Origin of the sequence: Haloferax volcanii DS2, from assembly GCF_000025685.1 — an archaeon.
Lineage (GTDB): Archaea > Halobacteriota > Halobacteria > Halobacteriales > Haloferacaceae > Haloferax > Haloferax volcanii.
This window is the reverse complement of record NC_013967.1, coordinates 2,222,792-2,243,186: the sequence shown is the minus strand read 5'-3', so window position 1 is coordinate 2,243,186 and position 20,395 is coordinate 2,222,792. Positions and strand designations below refer to the sequence as shown.

The following is a 20,395-nucleotide window of genomic DNA, read 5'->3' as shown; positions in this document are numbered from 1 at the left end:
CTCCCTCGGGTGCTTTGTCTCTTTGGCTCATTGGTGATGTTCAGGATTCACTTTCGAACTTGTTGCGCAGGACGATGGCGATGGAGTTCATGGCGAGGAGGACCGCCAAGAGGACCACGACGCCCGCCGGGACGGCTTTCGTGTAGAAGTCCTCGCTGGCGAACAGGCTGGACCACGCGTACACCTGCAGGGGCATCGCGCTCACCTTCGAGGTGAGCTCCGTCGGCAGGTTGAAAAGCACGTTCGGCGCGCCGATCATGATGAGCGGCGCGGTCTCGCCGATGGCTCGGCCGAGCGCGAGGATGGTCCCAGTCAGGATGCCGGGGAACGCCTCCGGGAGGACGACGTTCTTCACGGTCTGCCAGCGCGTCGCGCCCATGCCGTAGGACGCCTGCCGCATATCGCTGGGGACCGCGCGAATCGCCTCGCGCGAGGAGATGATGACGATGGGCAGGATGAGGAGCGCGAGCGTCGCGCCGCCGATGAGGACCGTCCCCGTCGGCTGGCCGAGGTAGGTGACGAACACGCCGAGCCCGAGCAGGCCGTAGACGACCGAGGGGACGCCGGCGAGGTTCGAGATGTTCACGTCGATGAATCGGGTGAAGGCGTTGTCGGGGGCGTACTCTTCGAGGTACACCGCCGCGCCGACGCCGAGCGGGAACGAGAGGGCGGCGACCGTCGCCATCAGCAGGATGGAGCCGCCGATGGCCGGGTAGAGACCGGCGTTTTCGGCGGTTCCGCTGTGGGCGCTCGTGAGGAACTGCCAGTCGACCCACGACTGCGGGCCGGCGAAGCCGAACACGTCGACCGCGGCCGCGCCGACGAGCGAGCCGACGACGACGACGGCCGCGAGCAGGAGGCCGATTCGCTCCCGTTCGCGGGTGACCGCCGCGCCGCCGGCGTACGCCAGCGTGGGAACGAACGCGACCGACGTGACGACGGCGGCGGCGTTGGCGTCGACGCCGAGCGTCGGGCCGACGACGGCCGCGAGGCCGGTCAAGAGGAGCGCGGACGCGCCCGCGGCGAGGCCCGCGGTGGTGTCCTCGCGGATGCGGGCGACGTACTGGCCGACGGCGACCGCGGCCACGCCGCCGAGGACGAGCGTCAGAATCACCCAGTCGGCGGGGACCACGGGAAGTTGGCGGACGATTTCGGGAATACTGTGGAAGTAGCCCGGCACGCCGACGAGCGAGAGGACGAACGCGGCCCCGGTCGCGGCGACGCGGAGGGTGAAGGAAATCCGCTGTTCGTACTTCGTCAGGACGACGACGAGCGCCGCCGGGACGAGGAGGGCGACGACGTACGAGAGGCCGGTCAGCGGCGGAACGATGTCGACGAAGACGATGGCGACGCCCCCGCTGAACATCAGGAACACCGCGAGCATCCCGACGACCATGCCGCCGAGTTTGAGCGCCGGCACGTTCCGGCGCGCGAGATAGCCGCCGACGACCGCGGCGGGGACGACGAGCGTCAGGAAGAAGGTGAGATGCCAGCCGGGGTCGGCGGTGAGCGGGCGAATCGCGTCGTTGGCGACGTAGACGAGGAGGACCGCGAGCGTGACGATGCCGAACATCGTCGCGGCCAACAGCAGATACCGGAAGACGGTCCCGGTGGTTCGGCTGACCTGTCCGAAGCTGTCGATGTAGCCGGAATCGGTGTCGGTCGCCATCTCAGTATGCCTCCCGGTAGCGCCGCGAGACGTAGTCGCTGATGACGTTCATGACGAGCGTGATGACGAACAGCACGAGGCCGATGGCGAACAGGCTGCGGTAGGCCAGCCCGCCGCCCGTGATGTCACCGGTGAGAAGTTGGACCATGGCGGCGGTCATCGGCAGCGCGCCTTCGAGGTACGACGCGGGGTTGAGCGGATTGAGGAACTTCGCCTGCGCGCCCGCGGCGACGGTGACGGCCATCGTCTCGCCGATGGCGCGAGAGAGCGCGAGGATAAACGAGGAGAAGATGCCGGACAGCGCGGCGGGGACGACGATGCCGGTGGACACGTCGAACTTCGTCGCGCCCATGCCGTAGCCCGCCTGCCGGAGTTCGTCGGGGACGGCGGACATCGCGTCCTCGCTGATCGAGGCGACCATCGGGATAATCATGATGCCGACGACGATGCTCGCAGAGAGCATGTTGAACGTCCCGATGCCGGGGAAGACGACTTCGAGTGCTGGCGTGATGTAGATAAGCGCGAAGAAGCCGTAGACGACGGTCGGGACGCCGGCGAGGATTTCCAGCGCGGGCTTGAGAATCGAGCGCGCCTGTGCGCTCGCGTACTCGCTGAGGTAGATGGCGGTGGCGACGCCGAGCGGGAGCGCGATGATGGCCGACCCGATGGTGACCATCAGCGTCGCCGACACGAGCGCCAGCACGCCGAACTCTTGGCTGTGTATCTGCCAGGTGGTTCCGGTGAGGAAGTCGACGATAGACGCCGTCTCCCCCACCACTCCCATCAGCGGAGCTGTCAGCGTGAAGAACTTGGCCGCCTCCGAGATGAGGAGCCCGACGATACTGAGGGTCGTCACGACGGACAACGCCGCGCACAGGAAGAAGAACGACCGCGTCAGTAGCTCACGCGGCGCGTTCTCCGTGTTCCGCGTGAGGTCGGTTTCGAGGTCATCTGTGCTCATTGGTTGGATTGAATCGTGGTGTATGAAAAAGCGCTTCGTTAGCTGATTCTGTCGAGAAAGCGGCTAGTTGGCTTCCTCGATGGCCGCGTTGAGGGTGTCGAGCATCTCCTGTTGGTCGTCTTCGTCCAGCGGGACGTAGCCGACCTCGTCGGCGACGATTTCGCGGCTGGTGGAGTTCTCTATCCAGTAGCGGGCGAACTCCGCGACGTGTTCTTCCGCGAGCGACTCGCGGGCGGGGTAGGTAAACAGCGGGCGGGAGAGGGGGTTGTACTCGCCGGACAGCGCCGTGTCGAGCGACGGCTCGACGAACTCGCCGGCGTCGTTCTCGATGGGGACGGCCTGCACGGCGTCGGTGTTCTCGCTGTAATACGCGAAGCCGAGGTAGCCAATCGCGTATTCGGAGCCTTCGACGCCCTGGATGATAGTGCGGTCCTGCTCGGTCGCGGAGTAGTCCTGACGGTGGCCCGGGCCCTCCTCCCCGATGATGGCCTCGATGAAGTAGTCGTAGGTACCGGAGGCGTTGGTGGGACCGTAAATCTCGATTTCCTCGTCGGGCCACTCGGAGTTGACGTCCGACCACGTCGTCGGCGTCGACTCGGCCGAGAAGATGGTTTGGAGCTGTTCGACGGTGAGCCCCTCGCCGAGGAAGTCGTTGTCGTTGTTGACGATGACCGTCAGCGCGTCGGTGGCGACTTTGAGTTCGACGGGGGTCACGTCGTTGCTCTCACACTGGTCTTGCTCTTCGCCCTTGATGGGACGCGAGGCGTTGTTGAAGTCGGTCTGGCCCGTACAGAAGTAGTTCGCGAAGCCGCCACCGGAGCCGGTGGACTGGAGGTTGATGTTGACCTCGGAGTGCTCGGTCTGGAAGCGCTCGGCCATCGCGGTCGCGAGCGGGAACACCGTCGAGGAGCCGGCGATGTCGATGGTTCCGGAGAGTTCGTTGCTCCCGTCACCCGACGAGTCCTCACCCTCAGAGTCGCCGCCGGAGCCACCGCCGTCGGTGTTGTTCTCCGTACACCCGGCGAGTCCAGCGAGACCGGCCGCGCCCGAGGCAATCAGGAACTTACGCCGCGAAAGACCGCTGTCCGAGTTACGCGTCATCGATTTTGAGGAGCCGATTTTTCCGTAAATACCCTGCTATGACGACTATATAGTAGTACATTCCAGTATGTCCCCAGTAGATGCTAACGTGTGACAATAACAGAGTGAAATCGACAGAAACAGCCGATTACCCCATTCATGGCCGTCTCGTGCGCGAACTTTCTCCGATGTGTCAGAAAACCCGGGACGTTCGGGGCGACGGACGCGGCGCAAAATGACTACTGAGTGAGCGGCAGTTCGCGCTCGAATCGGCACGAGTCACGTTCGTTCGCACTCATCACATAAAAACGAACTCCAATATATAGACATAGACAGTTTTATTGTGGATTGAGAACCACCCACGGACATGGTCGAAACCCGAAAGGTGCAGGTGACGGGCGGTTCCACCTACACCGTCTCGATTCCCAAAGACTGGGCGACGGACAACGGCGTCTCGGCGGGGAGCGAAGTCGAGTTCTATCCGGAGGGCGACTCGCTGTTCTTGACGCCCCGTTCCGAGGAGGAACGCACCGAGGGAACCCTCGACATCGCGACCCTCGAAGGCGACGAACTCACGCGCGCCGTCATGACGATGTACGTGAGCGGGTTCGACATCATCGCGCTGGAGAGTTCGCGCATCACGACCGACCAGCGCCGGACCATCCGCGAGGCGACCCAGAGTCTCGTCGGGCTCGAAGTGCTCGAAGAGACGCGCGACCGGGTCGTCATCCGCGACCTGCTCGACTCCTCCGAGCTTTCCATCCACAACGCGGTCACTCGGATGCGACTCATCGCGCTTTCGATGCTCGAAGACGCCATCGCGGCCATCGCCAAGCAGGACGACGACATGGCCCGCGACGTCATCCAGCGCGACGACGACGTCGACCGCCTCTGGATGGTCGTCTCCCGCATCTTCCGGGCGACGCTCCGGACCCCGAAGGCCGCAGAAGAGCTCGGCCTCCCCCGCGAAATCTGCTTCGACTACCAGTCCGCCGCCCGGCAACTGGAGCGCATCGGCGACCACGCGACCAAAATCGCCCACCTCTCGTTGAACTTCGAGGAGCCCGTCGACGGCGAAATCGTCCAGGCGATTCAGGAGCTGTTCAAGGACACCGAGAGCGTCGTCAACGGCGGGATGGACGCGCTGTTCGCCGAGGAGAGCGACGAGGCGAGCCGCCTCGCCAACGAGTCCCGCGAGGCCGTCCAGGCCATCGACGCCAGCGCCCGCGGCATCGACGAACTCCTCCGTGACCTCGACCCGGCGCGCGCGCAACTGCTCGGCCTCATCGTCGACTCCGTCTCGCGGAGCGCCGACTACGGCGGCAACATCGCCGAAACGGCGCTCCAGAAGGCCGCGCCGACGCCCTGACCGGCCGACCCGCCGCGTCGGCCCGCCGGTCGGTTCGTCGCACGATTCGATTCGGGACCGTCCAGTTCCGTGTGCGACTTCGACCAATCGCGCCCGCGAGCGACGGCCGCGCGGCTCGCGGGAGTAAAACAGTCGAGCCGCGCCGAAACGACGACGCGGGGAGAGAGAGTTACTCGTCGTCGACGACGACGGCGTTGACCTGTCCGTCCTGACCGGGGCGGGAGGTGACGCGGGCGCGACCGGCGCTCGTGTCGATGATGGAGCCCTTCGTGATGATGTTCCGGCGGGCGTAGTTGACGTTCGACGGGTTGTCGACGACGCCTTCGATGTCGGCCTGCGTCACGTCGGCACCGTCTGCGACCTGCGCGACGTTCGTCGAGAGCGCGCGGAGCTTCTCGTTGTTGCCGCGGGAGTCGATAATCTGGAACCGGGGCTCGCCGACCGTCGTGGCGGCGGGTTCGCGGCCCAGCTGGTATCGCTTCTTGTTTCGGGACGGCTTGCGCCGACCGCCGGTCCGCTTCCGCTTGGAGCGTCCTTGGTCCTTCATACGGGGTAAAAACCTCGGTGACTACTTGAATCGCTCGAATCGGTGCTCGGCGGAGACGAGTGCCACCACGTCGCTCGGGGGCGGAGGCAACACAAACCGTTTAGTTCGCCCGCGCCCGCCGTCGAAGCGATGAGTCTCGACGTCACCGTCGCCGTCCCCTTCCGGCAACACGGCTCGACCCGCCTCGGCGAGGGCGAGTTCGTCGTCGCCCTGTCGCTCGACCGCGACTGGTTCTCCCCGGACCAGGCCAAGCGCCTCATCGACCTCGCGGCGGGCCGCGGCCTCGTCGAACGCGACGACGGCGAGGTCGTCGCGACGTTCGACCCCGCCGACGTACAGATTCCCGAGGAGTTCGAACCCGACGCCGCCGTCCTCCGCGAGCAGTCGGCGTTCGAGCAGATTCTCGACGCCTGCGTCGCCGCCGGCGTCGAAAAACAGGCCGCCGTCGCCGGCATCAACGAGCGGCAGTCGCGCCTCTGCATCACCGCCGAGGCCGCCGCGGTCCTCTTCGCGCGCTCGAACGACGTGAACGTCGACGACGCGGCCGCGAAAGCAAAGCGCTCGCTGGCGGAGTAGGTCACATTTTCCGCGCTCGGCCGACGCCCGCCGCGAAGCGACACCCCGAAACCGCCCGGGCGCGAACGACCGGCATGGTCGTCGATTCGCTCTCCGACGGGACACGCATCGCCCAACTGCTCGCCTCGGAGGTCACGGGCCACGAGGACGCCTTCTCGGTACTCTCCGTCGTCGATTCCGACCCCGACGTGGAACCGACCGACGACGGCGCGCTCGCCTACGCGGTCGCCGCCGACGGCGAACGCGTCGCCGAGGTGTACGTCCAACCGGACCGCGCCCGCGTCGAGTTCCTCGCCCACCCCGACGTGACCGCCGAGGCCGCCTCCGAGGCGGGGCTTCGCGTGCGCCCGAAGGCGGTCCGCCCGCCGCGAACGCTCGTGTTCGTCGAGGACGGCGCGCAGGTGAAGTGGACGCTTCCGGCGTTCCGCGCGCTGGTCGCGGCGCTCGACGCCGGGGAGCGAGAGGAAGACGAAGGATAGACGCTCTCGCGCGACCGGTTCAGAGGTCCGCGAGGAGCTTCGGAAGCTCGGCCGGCAAGTCATCGCGGTGGATATGTGCGATTGCTCGCGGGTCGGGGTCGTCACAGCCGTCGCCGAGCACCTGCACCGGAAGCAGCCCGGCGTCGTGCGCGCCGGCGATGTCGTGGTGGACGCTGTCACCGACGTAGACGGTCTCGTCGGGGGCGGTTCCGAGGTCGTCGAGCAGGGCTTCGAACGCCCGCCCGTCCGGCTTGCCGGCGGGGAGCGCGCCCGTCACGAGCGCCGTGTCGAAGTGGTCGCGCCAGCCGAGTTTGTCGATTTTCGCTTCCTGGGCGACGACCGGCCCGTTGGTGAGGAGGCCGACGCGGTAGGTCGTCCGCAGGCCGGCGAGCATCGCCTCGACGCCCTCGACGGGGACGACCGCGTCGGTGATTCGCTCTCTGTACGCCGTCGCGACGCGCTCCGGGTCGACGGGAGAGCCGTGCTCGTCGAGGAGCGTCTCGAAGATGGGCGCGCGGGTCTCGCGCGTGAGATTCTCTTGGTGTGCCCGGAGATACGCCTCTCGGGTCAGCGGGGGCGCGCCCGCCGCCGCCGCCGCCTCCGAGAGAATCGTCTCGCGGTCCCGCGTCGGCACCGCGAGTGTGTAGTCGAGGTCGAACCCGACCGCGCTGACAGACATCGTCGGTGAAGCGTTGGCAACGGAGCGGTATGAGCGTGCCGGGACCTGTCGAGGGAGAGACCCGTCCCGTACCGACTCGCGTCTGGTTCCGACCGGGCGACCCCACCGACGACGACAACCACTATACTCGTCGGCGACGACGCCGAGATATGACCCTCGACCCCGTCCACGTGGACGACATCGCGTCCATGGCGAGTTCCATCGCTGACTCGGTCGACGACGCCGACTACGACGACCTCGCGCGGACGGTCTGGGAATCGTGGCTCGACCCCCTCGAATCGCCCGACGGGGGACTCCCAATCGTCGAGCCGCTCGGCGAAAAACAGCTCCACGCCGCCGATATCGACGACGTGGCGCTCACGGAGTCGCCGTTTCCGACCGTTCACGGCCTCGACTCGGGGACCATCAACCCGACGACGTTCAAAAACGGGCTCGTCCTCGACGTGGCCCACGCCGCGATGGCCGCCGAGCCGTCGAACCTCGACCTCCACCGCCACCGCTCTATCGTCATGGCGGCGCACACCCACGACCCGGTCCAGTTTTTCGACACCGACGAGTGGCTCCACTCCGACGAGGGCTACGGCCGCCGGCGCGTCCTGAGCGTCCCGCGGGTCAACCGCTACGCCGAGGGGGTCGTCCACGCGCTCGCGCTCTACCTCGCCGAGAGCGCCCACGCGCTCGAACACGCCGACGCCGTCTCCGACCTGCTCATCCTCGACGGGCCGGTGTATCCGAAGGAACTCCTGAACTGGCGCGACCGCGACGCCGAACTGAAGGACCTCGCGCGGGACGCCAAACCGAAGGCCGTCGTGGAGAACTACGTCCGCCTCGTCGAGCGCTTCGTCGAGCGCGACGTGCCCCTCGCCGGCTTCGTGAAAAATCCGGGCGCGAAACACGTCGTCCGCACGGTCAGGAAACAGCTCGACGGAAGCGACGCCGGCCGGCGGCCGTGGGTGGACGACGCCGCCTTCTTCGTCAGCCTGCTCGAACGCCGCGAGGGAGCCGACGGCGACGAGCGCCGCACCGACGAACTCACGTTCACGAGCTGGTTCGTCTCCCGCGGCGGCTCGGACCGCCAGCTGAGCGCCGAGGGCGAGGCGTTCGGCATCGAGCGGAAGCTCGACCCCGAGGCGTACGCGGTGACGTTCTTCGTGCTGTACGACCCCCGAACCGACGTGTGCTACCGGGTCGAAGCGCCCTACGCGTTCACGAAGGACCCCGACCGCCGCGCCGACCTGATGCACCACGTCGTCCGCGACGTGGCCGCCACGCGCGGGCCGCCGCTTGCGGTCGAGAAGGCGGACGAGCTCGCGCGGGTGAGCGTCGGTGAGAAGGCGGCGCTCAGGCGCAAACTCTCCGATAAGCTCGATTCGGACCAGATGAAAAGCTACGACAACATCCGCTGGGTCGACGCCGACGAGTGAGTCTCGGGGCGTTGCCCGCGCGGCAGACCGGAATCGGGCGCGCGCCCGACTCAGCGCGACCTAGTGCGACGCGTCGCCCTCGGGAGAGCCTTCGTCGGCGGAGCGGTCCGTCGGGACCGGCTGTTCGGCCTCCGGCGTCCCCTCCTCTTCGGGCCTGACGACCTCGACCCGCACCTCGTCGGCTGGGACGCCGACCCGCGCGAACTGCGTCCTGACGTGTTCTTTCGCGGCCGACAGCGCCTGCTCGCGGGTGTCGAAGCCGCGGGGAAGCGGCGTGTCGAAGGCGACGCGAATCGTCCGCCCGTCGATTTCGGTCTCCGAGCCGCCGCTTTCGACCTCGTAGAACTCGTCGCAGACCCAGACGTAGGGCGCGTCCTCGTCCGGCGCGCCGCGGTAGGTCGGCGCTTGCTCCCCCCGTTCGAATATCGTCCCGGTGAGTGCCGTGCCGCCGCCGCGACCGCGGACCAATAACATAGCCGGACTAGGTTCGCGAGACGGAAAAGTCGCACGCGACGCCCCGACTCCGCATCAGGCGGCACCCCGAGGCCGCCAGACCGCGCGCCGCCGCCGACGCGTGGCTTTTTACTCGCCGCCCGCAAGCGTTGGAACATGACCGACTTGGGGGATTTCAGCGACTTCGACGGCGACGACCCCGACAGTTCGTCCGATGCGGGTGGCGGCGAGCAGGCGGGGTCCGTCGCCGGGAACGGGCGCTCGGCGCGGGCCGACCCCGTCTCGGAAACCGAGAGCGCGACCGCCGCGAGTTCGGCCGACGGCGACGGCGTCGATGCCGACCGCGACGACCGCGACGACCGCGACGACAGTTCGACGGATGTGACCGGTGGGGCCGGCGCGACCGACGACGGGGACGACCTCCAGTTCGACGACTACGACGCCGACCCCGTCGGCGACGAGCGGGGCCTCGGTGCGATTGCGGTCTCGCAGGGCCTCCGCGTGTCGGAGGACTCGGACCGGACGGCGCTCCGGGCGTTCGTGACCGCGGGCAATCGCGAGCGCGTCCGCCTCGGGAAGTATCTGGTCGTCCCCTACCCCGACGACGAACTGCTGTTCTGCCGCATCGTCGGGCTGGAGTACGCCCAGGAGTTCCAGGCCGACGACGCGACGGAGATTCACGCCCGCCGGGCGATGCGCCGCCCCGCAGACGAGTTCGAGGAGCGCGATTTCAAGTTCATGGCCGAACTCGAACCCATCGCCGTGCTGTTTTCCGACGACGGCGACCTCAAGCGCCGGATGGTCGACCGCGTGCCGAAACCGCAGGCGACGGTCGGAGAGGCCACCGACGCGACCCAGATTAAGACCGGCCTGAAGATTCCCGAGGCGGGCGTCTTCCTCGGCCACCTCTCCGTCGGCGGCGAGAAGGTCCGAACCGCGGCCCGACCGCCGACCATCGACTACCGCCTGAACGACGACTACACCGACGGCGACCCGCTCGTGTTCCGCCACACGCTGGTCGCCGGCGGCACCGGTTCGGGGAAGACTCACGCCTCGAAGAACATCCTGCGGCAGTATCTCTCCGAAGAGCGGAGCTACGAGATGGACGACGGCCGCGAGGTCCAGACCGCGGTCGTCCAGTTCGACCCGCAGGACGAGTACGCCCAGATGCACGACGACAACCCCGACATGGACGACGAGACGGCCCGGCGCTACGAGCGCGAGGGCATCGCCCACGGCGGCCACGACGACACCGTCGCGCTCGTCCCCAAGATGGCCGGGTCGTCGTACCCGGGCGCGAACCACCGCGCCGAGCAGTTGGAGTTCACCGTCCCCTTCTCGATGGCGCGGGACCTCCCGTGGCTCGTCGCCGGCAGCAGCCTCAACGACAACCAGTACCCGGCGCTCATCGAACTCCTGAACCGCTTTTTCCGGGACTACGGCGACGCCGGGACGTACAAGCAGTTCCTCCAGTACCTCGACGACCCGGCGCTGAAAGAGGAGCTTCACGAGTCGGGGCGGGTCCACGAGGCGACCTTCGACGCGGTGAAACGCCGGGTCCGCGGCGTGCCGAGCGGCGTGTTCGACCAGGACGCCCGCCCGATAACCGAACTCGACCACCAGCTCGTCCGCCCCGGCGGGCTGACGGTCGTGCCGACCTACCACCTCTCGTCGAGTCGGGCGAAAGAACTGTTCGTCCTCGCGGTGTCGGCGCTGCTCATCGACGATAAGCTCTCGAACGACCCGTCGAGCGACCGCATCAAGGAGACGCCGTTGGTCCTCGGGATGGACGAGGCGCACAACTTCCTCACCGACGCCGATTCGGTGCAGGCGCAGAAAGTCATTCAGAAGTTCACCGAGGCGGCCAAGCAGGGCCGCAAGGAGCGCCTCGGCCTGTTTCTCATCACGCAGGACCCACAGGACATCGCCGACCCGGTGTTCAAGCAGGTGAACACGAAAGTCGTGCTCAACCTCGGCGACGAGGACGCCATCAAGAGCGTCAACATCCCGCCGAACCTCGAAGACAAGGTGCCGTACATGGAGAAGGGCCAGATGGTCGTCTACTCGCCCGACAACTCCGACCCCGTCGAACTGACGGGGCTTTCGACCTGCGTGACGCGACACGGCGACTGAGCGCCCGCAGCGCGGCGCGGCGGGCGGATTTTTAGCCCGCGCCCGAGTAGGCCGCGACATGGCCGAACACGTGCTCGTCCCAATCGACGGGTCGCCGCAGTCAGTCGCCGCGGTCCGCTTTGCCGCCTCGGAGTGGCCCGACGCCGAACTCACGCTGTTGAACGTCATCAACCCCGCCGACGCCGATTACAAAGAGCGGGCGCTCAGCGGCTCCGAGGAGTGGTTCCAAGTGGAGAAACGAAAGGCGAGAGAGACGTTCGCCGAGGTGAAAGCCGAAGTGGGACTCGTCGACGCCGACAGGCCGGTCACTGACCGCATCGAGGTCGGCAGCCCCCAGAAGCTCATCGTCGAGGTGCTGGCGGACGACGACGCCGGCTACGACCACGTCGTGATGGGCAGCCACGGTCGGACCGGCGTCTCGCGCATCCTGCTCGGCAGCGTCGCCGAGGAGGTCCTCCGGCGGTCGCCGGTGCCCGTGACTATCGTACGGTGAGTCACGGCGCGCGACACGCCGCAACGGGACCGCGTTTCCGACCCCTCGGTAACACCGGCGTCACCTAGTGAGGCGATGTTATGAGTCCTGCGAGCACACCGGAATCGGCCGGTTCGACCGGATTGCAACGCCCTATTTCCGTGCCGTCTCTGGCGGCAACCGATGGAATTCACAGAGGTCGTGACGACCCGCCGCTCTATCCACGAGTACGCCGACGAGTCGCTCGATGACGAGACGCTCCGAACGATATTCGAAAACGCCGTGCAGGCCCCGTCGAGCTACAACCTCCAGCCGTGGGAGTTCGTCGTGCTGCGCGAAGACGAGACACAGCAGCTGCTCCGCGAGGCGGCCTACGACCAAGACCACGTCACCGGTGCCGCCGCGTCGGTCATCGTGCTCGGCAACAAGGACCCCGAAGCGCACGCCGAGACCGTCACCGACGACATGCTGGAGAAAGGCTACCTGCCGAGCGAAGAGGTCCGCGACGGCATCCTCGACAACATCGCCGGCATGGCCGACCTCCCCGAACAGGAGCGCCGCGTCTGGACCGTCCGCTCGACGTCGCTCGTCGCGATGTCGCTCATGTACGCCGCGTGGGACGAGGGCGTCGCCTCCTGTCCCGTCGGCGGCTTCGACGCCGACGCCGTCCTCGACGCGTTCGACATCGACGGCGAGCGGTACGAACCCGTGATGCTCCTGACGATGGGGTACCCCGCCGAGGACGCCGACGAACTGCAAGCGGAACGCAAGTACCGCCGCCCGGTCGACGAGGTCGTCCACTTCGAGAGCTTCGAGTCCGGACAGTCGGCCGACCCTGCGACCGCCGACGACTGAGGTCTCGACGCCGCCGCTCCCGGTGACGCTTTTGTGCCGCGGAGCGCGCTTCCGAGGCCGACGCCGCCGAAACGTAGAACGTGAAACACGAAACGCGGAACGCCGACCGCGGACTCAGAAAATATTCGCCTGCTGGTAGACGCTGATGCCCTCGTTCGTGAGTTCGTACGGTTTGGTCTCCCGGGAGTGGTTGGCGTCGCGTATCTTCTGAATCTCGATTGCGAGCCGGGTCTCCCGGAAGTCGTCGCCGCGGACGTACTGGAGGACGAACACGGCGTCCGAGAGGTACTCGACGATGCCGTGGCGGGAGACGTACGGCGTCGACTGGTCCGCCTCGGAGGTGAGCATCGTCGTCACGCCGGCGTCCTTCAGCGACCGCGTGAAGTTGAACACCTCGCTGCGGCGCTTCGAGGGGTGGTCGTACATCATCTCCAGAAGCGAGACGGAGTCGAGGACGAGTCGGTCTGCGCCGAACTCCTCGACCAGCCGCGGGAGGTCGTTGCGGATGCTCGACAGGCTGTTGGCCATCTCCACGGGGTCGAGGTCGACGACGGCCAATCGGCCGTCGGCCTCGTACGTCGAGAACTCCCAGCCCTTCTCGTCGGCCGTATCGAGGATGCGCTCGCGGCTCTCTTCGAGCGTGATGTAGACGCCGCTGCCGCCGTCTTCGAGGGCTTTCCGGAGGAATTGTAGCCCGAACGTCGTCTTGCCGGTCCCGGCGCTCCCGATGGCCACCATCAGCGACCGTTTGGGGACGCCGCCGAGAATCATGTCGTCGAGCCCCTCGATGCCGATATCGATGCGGTCGATGTCGGAGTCGAACTCCTCGTCGTCGAACGTCGGGGAGTCAGACCCCTCGGGACCGGAGCCGGGAGCGGGACCGAATCCGAAATCGTCGTCCGACGAGTCGCCGCCGAACCCGCCGCCCGCGTCGGGCATCGGCGCGTTGTTGAACGCCGTGGCGAAGTCGGTCGAAAACGGGTCGTCGTCGCCGTCGAGCGGGTCGTCGTCGCGTGAGTCGTCGCCCGTACTGTCCCCGAACGGGCCGTCACCGAACGACAGCGGCTCGTCGCGCTCGTCGGCGGCGTCGGCCCCCTCGCTTTCGGTCCCGAACTCGGCTCCCCCCGTCACCGACGAGTCCGGCGCGTCCGACTCCGCGGCCGAACCGCTGTCCGCGTCGCCCACGTCGGTCTCGCCGTCGTCACGCTGCTCGCTTTCCTCGGGGTCCGCGTCGTCTGCGTCGGTCTCGCCGTCATCGGTCTCGCGGAGTGCCCGTTCGAACCAGTCGTCGTCGTCACTCACGGGAGCCACCACCGAACGACAGCGCGGCCGGCGTCCGTGCCTGCCATCATCACATGGTGTGTCGGCGTCGTGATGAACGTTTCCCGTGCGCGGAGCTACCACGCAGCGTCACCGAGGGCGGCGAGCCGAGACTCGCCGGGACGAACCGAGCGAGCCGAGACCGGACGACGTGACGGTGGGCTTTTGCCCGGGGGCGTCAAATCGCGGGGCATGAAGGTCGGCATCGTCGCACAGAAGGGCAACAGCCGGGCCGCGTACCTCGCCGCGGAGACGAGCGAGGCGCTCGCCGGGGTCGACGCCGAGGCCGTCGTCGACGCGGCGACCGCCGAGGAGTTGGGCGTCGAGGGCACGCCCGTCGAGTCGTTCGACGACTGCGACCTCGTGGTGAGCATCGGCGGTGACGGAACGTTTCTCTACGCCGCCCGCGGTGCCGACGGCGTTCCCATTCTCGGCGTCAACCTCGGCGAGGTCGGCTTCCTGAACGCCGTCTCGCCCGCCGACGCCATCGACGAGGTGCTGGCCGAAGTCGCCGCGTTCCGGGAGGGGGACCAGTCGGTTCGAGAGGTCCCTCGCATCGTCGCCAGCGGCGACGGCTGGGAGATGGACCCGTCGATGAACGAGGTCGTCGTCCACGGGCCTCGGCGGGGTCACGGCGGCGGCGCGGACCTGGAAGTCCGCGTGGACGGCTCGCTGTACTCCGGGAGCCACGCCGACGGCGTGCTCGTCACGACGCCCGCGGGGAGTTCCGCCTACAACCTCAGCGAGGGCGGCCCGCTCGTCCACCCCGGCGTCGAGGGACTCGTCGTCACCGAGATGGCGGCCGACGAGGGGATGCCGCCGCTGGTCGTCCCTCAGGGTGCCGCCGTGAGCGTCACCGTCACCGGCGCGGCGTCGGCGGTCGTCGTCGGCGACGGGCGGACCCGGCGGACGGTGTCGCCGCCGACGGAGGTTCGCATCGAGCGGTCCGACTCGCCGGTCCGACTCGCCGGTCCGACCTCCGACTTCTTCGAAGCGCTCGGCAAACTCGACTGACTGCGCCGCCGCCGACTACTCCGCGAGTTCTCGCTCTCGCTTTCGTTCGCTCTCGTCGCCCGCCGCCTCGGCCCGGGGCAGCGGCGTCCAATCGATATCGACCACGTTGTCGGCCCGCTTGCGGAGTCCGGGGCGAGAGACGACCTCGAACGTCCGGTTTTCCGTCTCGCGGGTGAAAAGCGAGTGCGCGAGGACGTTCGCCACGTCGGCGCGGGGGATGCTCCCGCGGACGGAGTCGCCGCCCTCCCCGACGACCACGTCCCCGGTCGCGGGGCCGTCGGTGAGCGCGCCGGGCCTGACAATCGTGTGGTCGAGCGGCGCGTCTCGGAGCCGGTTCTCGCTTCGTTCCTTCGCCGAGAGGACGCCCGCCGCCGTGAGAAGCGCGCGGAGCGACAGCGGGAGGCCGCCCTTCGAGTCGCCGACGCCGATAGAGGACGTGAGGACGAACCGCTGTGCGCCCGAGGCGGTCGCGGCGTCAACGAGGTTGACGACGCCCGCGCCGTCGACGAGGTCGCCGCGGATGGTTTCGAGCCCCGCCGAGACGCCGACCGCGGAGACGACGGCGTCGGCGTCGAGGACCGCCTGACGGGCGTCGTCGGGGTCGAGGAGGTCGCCGACGACGACCTCGTCCGCGCCGCGCGCTCTGAGCTCCGACTCAGCGTCGGCGTCGCGGGTCAGCGCCCTGACGACGAGGGGCGTCTCGGCCAGCGCGTCGAGGACGTGTCGGCCCGTCCGACCCGTCGCACCGGCAAGGAGGACGCGACCGCGATTGCGTGCCATACCCGCGCATGGGGGCGCGGCTCAATAACCTTCGGGAACGCGTCAAAAGTCCGGACCGGCGGCGGTCAGCGACCGCGAGAAAACACGGTCGAGTCGGCGGCGAGTCGAGGAATCGAGTCGGGTGGGTCGCGGGTCGCGCGCCGTACTGGCTCTTACTGGCCCCAGTTGGCGACGACGCGCGGGCGCTCGCCGACCGGGAGCACGTCGATGTCCTCGTCGGCCGCGCCGCGGGCTTCGAGCGCCGCCTTCGCGGAGGCGTACGTCGAGAAGTAGCTGACCTCCTCTTCGACGCAGTCGATGAGCGTGTCGCGGTCGCGGGAGACGACGAAGTCGAAGTCGCCCTCGCGAAGCATCGTCAGGAAGTCGTCGACGTCGTCGGGCGTGAGCACCTCGTAGTACTCGTTGAAGGCGTCGAGCAGTTCCTGTCCGGCCTCGCTGTCGGCGTCGGGGAACTCGGGGTCCGCGAGGTCGACGTAGACGGTGCCGTCGGCCGGAACCGGGTCGTTGGCTGCCGACTGGGCCTTCTCGTAGGCCTTGCCGAACGAGGTCGCGGTGCCCATGACCTCGCCCGTGGACTTCATCTCCGGGCCGAGACGCGGGTCCGAACCCGGCAGGCGGTCGAACGGGAGGACGACCTCCTTGACCGACACCTGCTCGGGAATCTGCTCGCTCACGTCGAGGTCGGCAAGCGAGTTGCCGGCCATGACCTTCGCCGCGAGCTTTGCGATTGGGACGCCCGTCGCCTTCGAGACGAACGGGACGGTCCGCGAGGAACGGGGGTTGGCTTCGAGGACGTACACGTCGTTCGAGCCGTCCTCGTTCCGCTTGACCGCGAGTTGGACGTTCATCAGGCCGACCGTATCGAGCGCGCTGGCGATGTCTTCCGTGACCTCGCGGACGCGGGCCATCGTCTCGTCGTCGAGCGAGCGCGGCGGAATCATACACGCGGAGTCGCCGGAGTGGACGCCGGCGGTCTCGACGTGCTCCATCACGCCGCCGATGAGGACGTCTTCGCCGTCGGAGACGGCGTCCACGTCGAGTTCGACGCCGTCGGCGAGGAACTCGTCGATGAGGATGGGCTTGTCGGGGGAGACGCGAACGGCCTCCTCGATGTACTCCTTGAGGTCCGCGTCGGAGTGGACGATTTCCATCGCGCGGCCGCCGAGGACGTACGACGGGCGAACCAGCACGGGGTAGCCGAGGTCGTTGGCGAGGTCGAGCGCCTCTTCCTCGCTGGTCGCGGAGCCGCCTTCGGGCTGGAGGATGCCGAGGTCGTCCATCAGGCGGTTGAAGCGGTCGCGGTCCTCGGCGAGGTCCATCGCGTCGATGGTCGTGCCGAGAATCTCGCAGTCGACGCCGCGGCGGTCGAGTTCGGATTCGAGCGGGTGGCCGATGTTGACCGAGGTCTGCCCGCCGAACTGGAGCATGACCCCGTCGGCGTCGATGGCTTCGATGACGTCGGCGACCTCTTCTGCCGTGATGGGCTCGAAAAAGAGGCCGTCGGAGGTGTCGTAGTCGGTCGACACCGTCTCGGGGTTGTTGTTGACGACGTGCGCGTCGATGCCCATGTCGCGGAGCGCCTGCACCGCGTGGACCGAACAGTAGTCGAACTCGACGCCCTGTCCGATGCGGATGGGACCGCCGCCGACGACGACGACGCTCTCCATGTCGCGGTCGACGCGGAGTTCGTTACCCGCCGAGTCGCCCTCGAAGGGGCCGCGGAAGAACTCGGGCTTGCGCGCGGAGTAGTAGTACGGCGTCTGCGCGGCGAACTCGCCGGCGCAGGTGTCGACCTGCTTGTAGGTGCGGCCGGGGACGTTCTGTTCGACCTCGCCGACGCTCGTGCCGGTCGCCGCGGCGATGCTGGCGTTGGTGTGGCCGGCGGAGGCGGCGGCGGCGAAGTCGCCCTCGGCGGCGGCCTCGACCGCCTCGACGACGCGGCCGAAGCGCTCGACGTACCACTCGTGGATGTCGGTCAGTTCGACCACGTCCTCCGTGGTGTAGCCGCGCTCGAACGCCTCGAAGATGGCGTACGGACGGTCGGGAGTCGGCGTTTCGAGGTACTCGGCTTCGAGTTCCTCGTCGGACACCTCGTCCCAGTCGGCGGCGGGGTCGTACTCGGACGACCGAAGCGCCTTCAGAAGCGACTCCTCGAAGGTGCGCCCGATGGACATCGCCTCGCCGGTGGACTTCATGGCCGTCGAGAGCTCGAAGTCCACGTCGGTGAACTTGTCCTTGGGCCACCGCGGGACCTTCGTGACTACGTAGTCGATCGCGGGTTCGAAGGCGGCAGTGGTCTCGCCGGTGATTTCGTTGGTAATCTCGTGGAGGCGCTTGCCGAGGGCGACCTTCGCCGTGACGCGGGCGATGGGGTAGCCGGTCGCCTTCGAGGCGAGCGCGGAGGACCGCGAGACGCGCGGGTTCACCTCGACGACGCGGTACTCGCCGCCGGGGGTGCCGTCGTCGTGCCACGCGAACTGGATGTTACAGCCGCCCTGAATGCCGAGTTCGCGGATGACCTGGAGCGCGGCGTCGCGCATCTCCTGGTGGCCCTCGTCGGGGATGACCTGCGAGGGCGTGACGACGGTGGACTCGCCGGTGTGAATCCCCATCGGGTCGATGTTCTCCATGTTGCAGATGATGATACACGAGTCGTCGGCGTCGCGCATCACCTCGTATTCGAGTTCGACCCAGCCGGAGATGGACTCCGTGATGAGCACCTCGCTGTTGCGCGAGAGGCGGAGGCCCTTGCGGACGCGGGAGACGAGTTCGTCCATCTCGTGGACGACGCCGGAGCCGGAGCCGCCGAGCGTGTAGGTCGTCCGCGAGATGACCGGCAGGTCGCCGACGGCGTCGACGGAGTCTTCGACGCGCTCTACGAGGGCCTCCTCGGTGATGTTCTCGACCGCCTCGCCTTCCTCCAGCGAGATGGTCGTCGACTTCGGGACGGGCTGGCCGATTTTCTCCATGCGCTGGCGGAACAGGTCGCGGTCCTCCGTCGCGTAGATGGTGTCGAGCGGCGTGCCCATGATGTCCACGTCGAACTTCTCTAAGACGCCCTCCTCTGCGAGTTCGGCCGTGACGTTGAGTCCGGTCTGTCCGCCGAGTCCGGCGATGACGCCGTCGGGACGCTCGCGCTCGATAATCTCGGAGATGGCCTCGGTCGTGATGGGTTCGATGTAGACCTTGTCGGCCATCTCGGGGTCGGTCATGATGGTCGCGGGGTTCGAGTTGACGAGGACAACTCGCGCGCCTTCCTCTCGGAGCGCGCGGCAGGCCTGCGCGCCGGAGTAGTCGAATTCCGCCGCCTGTCCGATCTGGATTGGGCCGCTTCCGATGAGCAAAATCGTCCGGTCCTCCGTGCCTTCCTGAGGGCCGGTCGAGGTGTCCTCGTCAGTCATCGTCGGAATCCAATCCGCACATCGTAATAAGTCCGGCGAAAAATTACGAGGTCCGAAACTCGATTGCGAATTTCGAAAATGTTGCCGAACGCCGCTGTCGCGGCCGGGGAAGGCTTTTGACGGGTATCCGAGTACCGGCTACGCATGCCCGCGGTATTCACGCCGCCGCCGCCGCTCGACGCCGGAGACCGGGTCGCGGTCGTCGCGCCGTCGCGCCCCATCGACGAGTCACAGTTGGACCGTGCGTGCGCGCGGCTCCGCGACGTGTTCTCGCTCGACCCCGTCGTCTTCGAGTCGGCCCGACGCGACTGGGAGTGGCTCCGGGACAACCCGGCGGCGCGCGCGGAGGACGTGATGACGGCCTTCGAGGACCCGTCGATACGCGGCGTCATCGCTGTCACCGGCGGCGACGACCAGCTTCGAATCCTCCCCCATCTCGACCCGGCGCGGCTGACCGCGTCGCCGACGCGGTTTTTCGGCTTCAGCGACAACGACAATCTCCGGCTGTTCCTCTGGACCCACGGCGTCGTGAGCTACGGCGCGACGCTCCACCCGACGCTCACCGTGGACCCCGAAATCCACCCGTACGTCGAGCGATACCTCCGGCGGGCGTTCTTCGAGCGCTCTCTCGGCGTCGTCGAACCTGCCTCGGAGTGGACCGACGACTGGTTCGACTTCGACACCGAAGAGCCCCGAGAGTGGCGCGATAACCCGGGTCGGACGTGGCGGGGTGACGAACGAGTGACCGGGCGACTCTGGGGCGGTAACTTCAGCGTCGTGAAGTGGCATCTCCAGACCCGCCGGTACCTCCCGAACCCCGACGAACTCGACGGGGCGGTGCTCGCGCTCGAAACCTCGGAGGACGTGCCGCTCCCCCGCGAGGTCCGGTACACGTTGCGGTCGATGGGCGAACGCGGCTTGTTAGAACGATTCGACGGCGTCGTGGTCGGTCGGCCGCGGACGTACTCGCCCGAACTGGAGTGGGAACCGCCGGCCGACTACGGCGCGCAACTCCGCGCGGAGCTGCTGTCGGTCCTCGACGCGTACAGCCCCGACGCCACGGCGGTGTTCGACGTGGAGTTCGGCCACGCCGACCCGACGGTGCCGCTCCCGCTCGGCGCGAAGGCGACGCTGGACCCGGCGGTCGAGCGGCTTCGAATCGACTGAAAAGCGGGGCGTCCCC

The 20,395-nt window shown here is 67.8% G+C and carries 18 protein-coding genes; 9 read left to right on the top strand and 9 right to left on the bottom strand.

Annotated features, from left to right (window positions below):
* Nucleotides 1-40 precede the first annotated feature (40 nt).
* The 3 genes from pstA to HVO_RS16135 form a co-directional block, all read right to left on the bottom strand.
* Nucleotides 41-1,669 (bottom strand): phosphate ABC transporter permease PstA, encoded by a 1,629-nt coding sequence (gene pstA / locus HVO_RS16145; protein WP_004042266.1) that lies wholly within the window; start codon nucleotides 1,667-1,669, stop codon nucleotides 41-43.
* A gap of 1 nt (nucleotide 1,670) precedes the next feature.
* Nucleotides 1,671-2,630, bottom strand: a complete 960-nt coding sequence (gene pstC, locus HVO_RS16140) for a phosphate ABC transporter permease subunit PstC (RefSeq protein ID WP_004042265.1) — start codon at nucleotides 2,628-2,630, stop codon at nucleotides 1,671-1,673.
* 63 nt (nucleotides 2,631-2,693) lie between these two features.
* Complete coding sequence (locus HVO_RS16135) at nucleotides 2,694-3,731, bottom strand: PstS family phosphate ABC transporter substrate-binding protein (protein ID WP_004042264.1); 1,038 nt, start codon at nucleotides 3,729-3,731, stop codon at nucleotides 2,694-2,696.
* A gap of 346 nt (nucleotides 3,732-4,077) precedes the next feature.
* On the opposite strand from HVO_RS16135, the gene HVO_RS16130 reads away from it, so the two are divergent.
* Nucleotides 4,078-5,079, top strand: coding sequence for a phosphate uptake regulator PhoU (locus HVO_RS16130; RefSeq protein WP_004042263.1), 1,002 nt, complete (start codon nucleotides 4,078-4,080; stop codon nucleotides 5,077-5,079).
* Nucleotides 5,080-5,248: 169 nt separating this feature from the next.
* On the opposite strand, the gene HVO_RS16125 is transcribed toward HVO_RS16130, so the two are convergent.
* Nucleotides 5,249-5,626, bottom strand: a complete 378-nt coding sequence (locus HVO_RS16125) for a 30S ribosomal protein S8e (RefSeq protein WP_004042262.1) — start codon at nucleotides 5,624-5,626, stop codon at nucleotides 5,249-5,251.
* Between the two features lie 129 nt (nucleotides 5,627-5,755).
* On the opposite strand from HVO_RS16125, the gene HVO_RS16120 reads away from it, so the two are divergent.
* Together HVO_RS16120 and HVO_RS16115 are read left to right on the top strand one after the other, a co-directional pair.
* The gene (locus HVO_RS16120; RefSeq protein WP_004042261.1) at nucleotides 5,756-6,202 is read left to right on the top strand and encodes a DUF2240 family protein; all 447 of its coding nucleotides are present in this window, start codon (nucleotides 5,756-5,758) and stop codon (nucleotides 6,200-6,202) included.
* Nucleotides 6,203-6,276: 74 nt separating this feature from the next.
* Nucleotides 6,277-6,681, top strand: a complete 405-nt coding sequence (locus HVO_RS16115; RefSeq protein ID WP_004042260.1) for a hypothetical protein — start codon at nucleotides 6,277-6,279, stop codon at nucleotides 6,679-6,681.
* A gap of 19 nt (nucleotides 6,682-6,700) precedes the next feature.
* Here HVO_RS16115 and HVO_RS16110 read toward each other — a convergent pair whose 3' ends face one another.
* On the bottom strand, nucleotides 6,701-7,360 hold the full coding sequence (locus HVO_RS16110; protein ID WP_004042259.1) for an HAD family hydrolase: 660 nt from the start codon (nucleotides 7,358-7,360) through the stop codon (nucleotides 6,701-6,703).
* 149 nt (nucleotides 7,361-7,509) lie between these two features.
* On the opposite strand from HVO_RS16110, the gene HVO_RS16105 reads away from it, so the two are divergent.
* Nucleotides 7,510-8,784: a DNA double-strand break repair nuclease NurA gene (locus HVO_RS16105; protein ID WP_004042258.1), complete on the top strand. Its 1,275-nt coding sequence runs from the start codon at nucleotides 7,510-7,512 to the stop codon at nucleotides 8,782-8,784.
* A 60-nt stretch (nucleotides 8,785-8,844) separates the two neighbouring features.
* On the opposite strand, the gene HVO_RS16100 is transcribed toward HVO_RS16105, so the two are convergent.
* On the bottom strand, nucleotides 8,845-9,258 hold the full coding sequence (locus tag HVO_RS16100) for a DUF7113 family protein (protein WP_004042257.1): 414 nt from the start codon (nucleotides 9,256-9,258) through the stop codon (nucleotides 8,845-8,847).
* A 135-nt stretch (nucleotides 9,259-9,393) separates the two neighbouring features.
* On the opposite strand from HVO_RS16100, the gene HVO_RS16095 reads away from it, so the two are divergent.
* From HVO_RS16095 to HVO_RS16085, 3 genes are all read left to right on the top strand, one after another.
* Nucleotides 9,394-11,370, top strand: a complete 1,977-nt coding sequence (locus HVO_RS16095) for an ATP-binding protein (protein WP_004042256.1) — start codon at nucleotides 9,394-9,396, stop codon at nucleotides 11,368-11,370.
* Between the two features lie 58 nt (nucleotides 11,371-11,428).
* Complete coding sequence (locus HVO_RS16090; RefSeq protein ID WP_004042255.1) at nucleotides 11,429-11,863, top strand: universal stress protein; 435 nt, start codon at nucleotides 11,429-11,431, stop codon at nucleotides 11,861-11,863.
* Nucleotides 11,864-12,025: 162 nt separating this feature from the next.
* Entirely contained in the window at nucleotides 12,026-12,697 is a 672-nt protein-coding gene (locus HVO_RS16085; protein ID WP_004042254.1) for a nitroreductase family protein, read from the top strand.
* A 114-nt stretch (nucleotides 12,698-12,811) separates the two neighbouring features.
* On the opposite strand, the gene HVO_RS16080 is transcribed toward HVO_RS16085, so the two are convergent.
* Nucleotides 12,812-13,999: a KaiC domain-containing protein gene (locus tag HVO_RS16080; RefSeq protein ID WP_004042253.1), complete on the bottom strand. Its 1,188-nt coding sequence runs from the start codon at nucleotides 13,997-13,999 to the stop codon at nucleotides 12,812-12,814.
* Nucleotides 14,000-14,209: 210 nt separating this feature from the next.
* Between HVO_RS16080 and HVO_RS16075 the strand changes: the two genes are divergently transcribed.
* Nucleotides 14,210-15,031 carry an NAD(+)/NADH kinase gene (locus tag HVO_RS16075; RefSeq protein ID WP_004042252.1) on the top strand — a complete coding sequence of 274 codons (822 nt, stop codon included), beginning with the start codon at nucleotides 14,210-14,212 and terminating at the stop codon, nucleotides 15,029-15,031.
* Between the two features lie 15 nt (nucleotides 15,032-15,046).
* Here the strand turns inward: HVO_RS16075 and HVO_RS16070 are convergent, their stop codons facing one another.
* Entirely contained in the window at nucleotides 15,047-15,811 is a 765-nt protein-coding gene (locus tag HVO_RS16070; protein WP_004042251.1) for an SDR family oxidoreductase, read from the bottom strand.
* A 152-nt stretch (nucleotides 15,812-15,963) separates the two neighbouring features.
* Entirely contained in the window at nucleotides 15,964-19,212 is a 3,249-nt protein-coding gene (carB, locus tag HVO_RS16065; protein ID WP_004042250.1) for a carbamoyl-phosphate synthase large subunit, read from the bottom strand.
* A gap of 144 nt (nucleotides 19,213-19,356) precedes the next feature.
* On the opposite strand from carB, the gene HVO_RS16060 reads away from it, so the two are divergent.
* Nucleotides 19,357-20,379 (top strand): S66 family peptidase, encoded by a 1,023-nt coding sequence (locus HVO_RS16060; RefSeq protein WP_004042249.1) that lies wholly within the window; start codon nucleotides 19,357-19,359, stop codon nucleotides 20,377-20,379.
* Nucleotides 20,380-20,395 lie beyond the last annotated feature (16 nt).